The 7,005-nt window shown below is 32.6% G+C and carries 7 protein-coding genes; all 7 read left to right on the forward strand.

Annotation, left to right across the window (positions count from 1 at the left end; translation table 11 throughout):
- The first annotated feature begins 110 nt into the window (after positions 1-110).
- The gene (locus BKH41_RS08645; RefSeq protein ID WP_095299075.1) at positions 111-2,402 is read left to right on the forward strand and encodes an AAA family ATPase; all 2,292 of its coding nucleotides are present in this window, start codon (positions 111-113) and stop codon (positions 2,400-2,402) included.
- On the forward strand, positions 2,399-3,424 hold the full coding sequence (locus BKH41_RS08650; protein ID WP_095299077.1) for a type IV secretion system protein: 1,026 nt from the start codon (positions 2,399-2,401) through the stop codon (positions 3,422-3,424). The genes BKH41_RS08645 and BKH41_RS08650 overlap by 4 nt, the downstream gene beginning before the upstream one ends.
- Positions 3,425-3,436: 12 nt before the next feature.
- Positions 3,437-4,111 (forward strand): hypothetical protein, encoded by a 675-nt coding sequence (locus BKH41_RS09860; RefSeq protein WP_257875451.1) that lies wholly within the window; start codon positions 3,437-3,439, stop codon positions 4,109-4,111.
- A gap of 13 nt (positions 4,112-4,124) precedes the next feature.
- Positions 4,125-4,958 carry an antA/AntB antirepressor family protein gene (locus tag BKH41_RS08660; RefSeq protein WP_219350026.1) on the forward strand — a complete coding sequence of 278 codons (834 nt, stop codon included), beginning with the start codon at positions 4,125-4,127 and terminating at the stop codon, positions 4,956-4,958.
- A gap of 105 nt (positions 4,959-5,063) precedes the next feature.
- The gene (locus tag BKH41_RS08665; RefSeq protein ID WP_095299079.1) at positions 5,064-5,726 is read left to right on the forward strand and encodes a VirB8/TrbF family protein; all 663 of its coding nucleotides are present in this window, start codon (positions 5,064-5,066) and stop codon (positions 5,724-5,726) included.
- Entirely contained in the window at positions 5,723-6,829 is a 1,107-nt protein-coding gene (locus tag BKH41_RS08670) for a hypothetical protein (RefSeq protein WP_095299081.1), read from the forward strand. The genes BKH41_RS08665 and BKH41_RS08670 overlap by 4 nt, the downstream gene beginning before the upstream one ends.
- A partial coding sequence (locus BKH41_RS09995; protein WP_219350027.1) for a hypothetical protein occupies positions 6,826-7,005 on the forward strand: 180 nt, incomplete at its 3' end. The genes BKH41_RS08670 and BKH41_RS09995, both read left to right, overlap by 4 nt.

A 7,005-nucleotide genomic window follows, 5' to 3' on the forward strand; every position in this document is an offset into this window, starting at 1 on the left:
ACTAGCAATATTTGGATTGTCGCTCATCGTAGTCAAGATTTTAGAATTGATCGATGATGATATTTTTGACATTCTCTATGTAAATTTTTCAATAAAATCGAAAAAATTCTATGCTTAAATTTTTTGAACCCACGATTTATAGTGCAGATGAGCATTCAAATATCTTATCTTTATACGACTACGAACTCATAGCGACCAGAGATTTTAATTTAATGATGGGATTTAAGATCAAAGGCATTTCGTATTCAGCTCTAAGTGTCGATGAAGAGTTTGAAAAACAAAACGATCGCCTGAGTTTCTTGAATGCACTTACAGAAGATTTTGAAACAAATATTATCTGCAAAAAAGAAAAAGTTGTTTTGAATTCTGATATTTCAGATATTGAAAATATTTATGCCAAAAACATTATTGAAAAATGGGAAAATAATTTTCAAGCCTCTCAAATCAATTATTATCTTTTTGTTTCGACCAAAAACAAAACATTAAGCGGATTTTTTGAAAAACAAAAAGATACCGCCATATCTGAAAGCAAAAAATCTAAAAATGATAAATTTGATTTACAAATCAAATCCAAAAAACTCAAAGAACTCAAAAATAAAATTTTAGGAGCATTGGAACCTTATGGAATTGAACTACTCAAGACCCAAGAGATTATTAATTTTTATCTGGAGTATATGAATGCCAAAAAAACATTTTATCCATTAGACGAATATTTTGATGATAGCTTTGTAAGTTCAGATATTGAATTCAAAAAAGATCATTTTATCCACTATAGAAACGATGAGAAAAAAATATATTCTCGATTTATCTCTGTCAAATCATATAAAACCGATCTGATTGATTCGGGCTTGATCCCTGAAATATTAAAAGAAAATATAGATCTTTACGTAATGTTTCATCTCCAGGCACTTGATAGAGAAAAAGCGGTGAAAAAAGTTCATGATTCAACTCTAATGGCAGTTAATGAAGAAATTACTTTAAAATTAAAAAGTCTGGAAGATGATATTAAACAAGAAAAAGAAAATATTTTTTATTTTTGCTTCTCAATTTTAATTCAATCAGAATCAAAGGAAGAATTAGACAGGAATTGTAGCGTCATTGTAAATTATCTGGAGAATAAAAAAAATCTCTCCGTAGCCAAAGAAAGCTTGAACCTCAAACCTCTATACTTTTCATTTTTCCCTGCCAATGGAAATCTGAACGCAAGAATTAGACAACAAAGCGGATCGATAATTAGCGTTTTAATTAATTTTGAGAATAATATTTTGGGCTTTACAAAAAATTCTTTTGGCAATAAGCCTGTAACTATCTTGAAACATCTGAATGGATCGCCATTCTTGTTTAATTTTCACGAAAGCTCAAAAATTAACGAACCTGGTCATACTCTGGTTATCGGTGGAACTGGTTATGGCAAAACAACATTGATGAGTTTTTTGATGATGAATTTGATGAAATATGACATTGATGTCTTTGCAATGGATAAATTAAATGGGATGCACAATTTTACAAACTTTATAGGTGGGGAATACCACAACGTTGAAGATATGAAATTCAATCCTTTTAGCCTCAATGGGGATAGAGAAAATCAGATATTCCTCAAAACTTTTTTTGAAGAGATGGGAGGGATTGCTAAAGAAGAATACGACGAAAAAGCTTCTATTTCTAAGGTAATAGAAAGACTTTATGCTGGGGGTGGCGATAACATCCGATTTAAAGACTTTTTTGACAGCTTAGAGCCGATAGAAGGATTAAAAATCAGATATGAAAATTACCTTGAAAGTCTGTTTGACAATAACGAAGATGCGTTAAATTTCTCAAAAAAACTATCCGTGATTAATATGGATTCAATCTTAAAAGATTCTGAACTATCATCATTAAGTGCCTTTTATATATTCCACAAACTAAAAAAGATTCATAAGGACACCGCTAGAGGATTTTTTATTTGGATTGATGAGCTTAAAGACTTTTTAAATCATCAAAGAATGGCGAGTCTTATTTTGGAAAATATCTTGGAAGCGAGGAAAATAGGTGGGGTTGTAACGATGGGAGTGCAAAATATAGATTTTTTTGAACATATTCCGATGAAAGGGTCTTTTTTGGAGAATATGAGCAATTTTATCATATTTCCAACTACGCAATCTGAAGTCTTAAATCGTTTGGAAGAAAAATTAAAACTCACAACCACAGAGCTTAGATTTTTAAGCAATACGCCCAAAAAAGACAGAAAAATTCTGCTCAAAACCAAAGCTAACGGCTCACAAATTCTTGATGTTAATTTAGAGCGTTTGGGCTCATACCTCAAAGTTTTTAACTCTGACTCCATCAATGTTAATTATATGAAAGAAATAATTAAAGAATACCCTCAAAGCTGGAGAGATCTCTATTTGAAGGAGGAATTTTGAGCATTACCGAAATCATTTCAAAAATCTTGAGCAAACTCTCGGTCGCAGTGAGTGAAAATATTTTTTATGGCGCACAAAGGGTTTATACAAATAAATTTTTATTGAGTTTTTTGTTTCTTTTAATGGTTTTTTGGCTTATTGCAAATTTAGATAATGACAATAAAAAGGGAATGATCAAAACCGCCTTTATCTATCTTTCTGTATTTGTTTTTGTAGAAGCGATCTTGCAATCAAAAAATGCTTATTTTTTCGTATTACAAATATTTGATTTTCCTCGTTTGCTTTTTACCGGAGCAATCAAACTCGGTATGGGGGACAATACGGATACCGATATCATTAAAACCTTGGATGCCGTTCAAAAATCGCTCACAGCCATCAATATTGATGTCGGTAGTTGGGTAAGCGGATTTAACTGGGGGAATGCGATTTTATACGGCTTATTTTGGCTTGGTGGCTGGACATTAACGCTTGTAATTTCTGGAATGGTGATTTTATCCACTTTTGTTTCAATCGTGATTCAAGCCCTTTGCGCAATCGTGTTTCCTACCCTGATATGGAGTAAAACAAGGGGTATATTTTTCGCTTGGGGAAAACTTTATATCTCTTTATCTTTATATGCACCTTTTGCGATCTTTTGCTCTTTAATTGCCAAAGAAGCCGCTAATTATGCGGCTAACACAACGGCTAATAATTATGAGGGACTTGAAAACTTTACTTCAATTGTAGCCGTAACAATTCTATATGCCTTCTCAATCTTTATCCTCTTAAAAATTCCAAGTTGGATCAATCAGCTCATCGGAAGTAGCAACGATTCTGATTCAATGGGTGCAGGTAGCGTGATTAAATCCACAGCAGGATTAGCCGGAAATCTTTCTAAAGGGATGGGACTTGCAAGCAAATTTGGCGGAATGATGATGGGTAATTCAATTGGCAAAGGAGCCACAGGAATTGGAAAAGGAGTTAGCAAAATAATGGAAAATGCAATCAAAAATCCGAGTAATCCTGGAACAATCGGATTTTAAGGGGACAAGATAATGGACAAAAAAGAACAAACAGGCATTTATAACGTAACTTTTAACGAGAAAAGAGCAACGCCGATACAGACAGATATTGAGTTGATTGAAAATGCAATCATTGAGTCGGTTGTGATGTATGTAAAGGGATATCATTTATCCAATAAAGACAAAGGAAGAGGTGCAGAGCATATTAAACTGCATTTAGATCCTGATTCACAAGGACATATCAAACTTGAAGAGCTATTAAATCTAGGAAATTTTATCAGAAAATACACCAAAGTGTTTCAAGAACCTTTTATTGATCATAAAGGCGGAAAGATTTATGAATGGGAAAATCAAGAAAAAATTAGATTCAGAGTTGTAGTAGGAAGAGTGGGCAGTGGCACTGATTTACCAACTTACACCCACGAACAAATTATAACATTTTATTCTGATAGAAATTTTAATGAGGCAATGCAATTTAAAAATCCCTTAGTGGCAAAACACTATACAGACATTAAGAATAACAAATCTCTAGATTCTCAACTTCAAAAAATTGAACAAATACTAAATTCTAAAAGCTCTATTGATCAAAAACAAAAAGTATTTAATGAGTTTGAGAGAATTTCAAAGAAAGTCTTAAATCAAGAGCAAAAAGAAATTGTTCAAAAGCTTCAAAATCAACACGCCAATAATAAGGCATTAAAACCATAAGAAAGGATAAAAATTGAGCAAGATTGAAAACATCATACCCATTCAAAAATACCCTATGGGCAAAGGCTGTAAAAAAGAAGAAACTAATGTTGTGAATGCCAGAAATCTATGGAAAGCATTAGAAGTTGGTAGAGATTTCAGCAACTGGATAAAAGATAGAATCAATAAGTATGGATTTGTCGAAAATGAGGATTTTATTATTCTAAAAACCTCACAATCCCCCATTTTATTTGATTCGCCAAATTTGGCGAATCATCATTTAGTCAATGGAACTCAACTTCAAAACCCAAAATTAGGAGGGGATCGTAAAAGTTTAGACTATATCCTCACTCTAGATACTGCTAAAGAATTTTCTATGCTTGAAAATAATGACAAAGGCAGACGGGTTAGAAAATATTTTATTGCCTGTGAAAAGCAATTAAAGAAAACATATCTGTCTTTTCAATCCCTTAAGGGATTATTTGAATTTATGGGCGTGGATGAAGAAATCGGAGTAGCAACTCTTAAAAATATGTCTGAAACAGCCGACAAAGAAGCCAAAGGTTTTAAAAACCTGATTATTCCATCAGGCAAAGCTATGTTTAGCTTTATTAAAGATCAATTGTCAGATTCTTTAAGCCCTAAGGAAAAATACAATCTGGACAAAATAAAAGAACTTGAAAGGGCAGGAATAGATTTGAACGAAATCTATGAGGCTTGTTTATGCACACGCCCTGATATTTCAGAACTCCAAGACAAAATAGAACTGCTGGAAGCACAATTGAAATACTCCAATGCTAAAGCAAACTGCTACAAAGCAAAGGTAGAACTTTATGAGCTTCGTTTAAAAAAGGAGAAAAACAAATGAAATATCTGTTGATTATCTCTCTGGGAATTCTTATCTTTTCAGGTTGTGCAGGTCAAAACAAAGGTCTTATGAAAAGCCCTTGTGCTTATAATGAGAGGATAAACAATGGGTGATCGCAAGATTGATAAAAATTGGCTTTTTAAGCTTGAAAACAACATCAGACGCTTAATGTTTGTCTGGATTATCGTATTGTCAATCACTGTCATTGCTTTGCTCATTATTATTATTTTTCTATTCCCACTTAAAGAAAAAGAACCTTATTTGGTGTTTTTCTCTCAAGCCGATCAAAACTTCGTTCGAGTTGAGAAAGCCAACGGCGATTATAAGAGCCAAAGAGCGTTAATTTATTCTCTTGTCGCAGCTTATGTTCAAAAACGAGAAACGATCAATCGGATTGATGATATTCCAAGATATGAAGATATTCGGCTTCAAAGCTCAAGCGAAGTCTGGGGACAATTTGAAAAGTTGGTGCGACAAAAAGGAAGTGTTTATCAAAACAACTCTATCAAACGCAATATTGAAGTTGTGAATGTCTCATTAGTGGCTAAAAATATTGCTCAAATTGATTTTATCGCAAGAGTTTATTATGCCGGCAGTCTCCAATCTGTAAAAAGACGGAGGGCAACATTGGCTTATGTGTTTGATGATCAGGAAATCACCTTCAATAATATCCCCAAAAATCCAACTGGTTTTAAAGTAATCGGTTATGAGATTACAGAAGTTTATATCCCTCAAGATGACAATAAAAACCAAAAGGATGAAAAATGAATATTCCTATTGATGAATTTCATAAACGATTCAAAACCATTAATGAACAAATTGATTTATATATTAAAAACCCGAATGCAATCGACAGGGAAAAACTTATTGAAGAAAAAAATAATCTTCAAAAAGAGATTTTGCCTTTTTGGAAAGAATATGTTTATGAAACAAATCCTATCCCGAAAGAAGAAATGGAAAAAAGTCAAGTTTGGAAAGAGCTAGAAAAATTACGGGAGAAACATTACGAATCTCGCAAAGATGAGATCATTGAACAAGCTTATCGGGATACTCCAACCATCAGGAGCGATCATTATCAACTCTTTGCTTTAAAAAAATATAACAACTACTCCAAAAAAGAGCTTGAGCAAGAAAAAAAGCTCCTTGAAGTCTTAAATTTTTACTCCAACTGGGAAAGACACGATGAAGCCTATTATATTGCCGGCAAACTTCAAGCCCTCAATCAGCTCCTTGATTATGAAAAATATCTTTTTGGAGAAAACGGCAAAATCTCTTTTTTAAATTATAAAGACTATATTCAAGAACTCAAACAAAATACTCCGACTAAAGAAAATTATCAGGCTTATTTGAAAGATACCCTGTATTTTTGCAATCAAGAAGCCTTTAAAGATCGTATATACGGAAAAACTTCAATGTTCAATAATGAATTTTATTGTGCAATTGAAAGATTTAAATTTAATGAAGGAACCCTTAAAGCAATGCAAATTTCTGAAGTTATTAATGAATTAAGACAACAAGAATTTGAAATCTGGAAAGAGAGAAAAAATCAGGTTGATGAGATTCAAAAAGAAATTTTATCAGAATTTCAAAACTTACCCGCTCCTGAACCGACTCTTTTAAAAGACACTAAACAACTAAGGTTTGATTTTGAAAATGAGTCAAAGAATGAAACCCCATCTCTTACGAATTCCAAAATTCAATCCATTGAAAAAACCTTATCCTCTAAAAGCTCTATTGATCAAAAACAAAAAGCATTCAATGAGCTTGAGAAAATTTCAAAGAAAGTCTTAAATCAAGAGCAAAAAGAAATTGTTAAAAGATTGAAAACACAATATGCGGATAAATCAATGAATAGGGGGTTGTCTTTATGATAAGAAAAATTCAGAATTGCTACCGACAATACAATCTCCCATTAAAAATAATGAGAGATCTCCAAAGCTACTGCAAAATTTTGATTAGCTTGATAAGCAAATCAAAAAATGTTACAATGAGCCTTAGAATTGTCGATAGCAATTCAAGGAACTTCATCAGAAACACCTTTTTAAGG

Source organism: Helicobacter sp. 12S02232-10 (assembly GCF_002272895.1).
Classification (GTDB): Bacteria; Campylobacterota; Campylobacteria; order Campylobacterales; family Helicobacteraceae; genus Helicobacter_J.

Excerpts from the sequence above, each read along its gene's own strand:
- BKH41_RS08645 (WP_095299075.1), top strand. The coding sequence starts at position 111 with ATGCTTAAATTTTTTGAACCCACGATTTATAGTGCAGATGAGCATTCA.
- BKH41_RS09860 (WP_257875451.1), top strand. The coding sequence starts at position 3,437 with ATGGACAAAAAAGAACAAACAGGCATTTATAACGTAACTTTTAACGAG.
- BKH41_RS08665 (WP_095299079.1), top strand. The coding sequence starts at position 5,064 with ATGGGTGATCGCAAGATTGATAAAAATTGGCTTTTTAAGCTTGAAAAC.
- BKH41_RS08670 (WP_095299081.1), top strand. The coding sequence starts at position 5,723 with ATGAATATTCCTATTGATGAATTTCATAAACGATTCAAAACCATTAAT.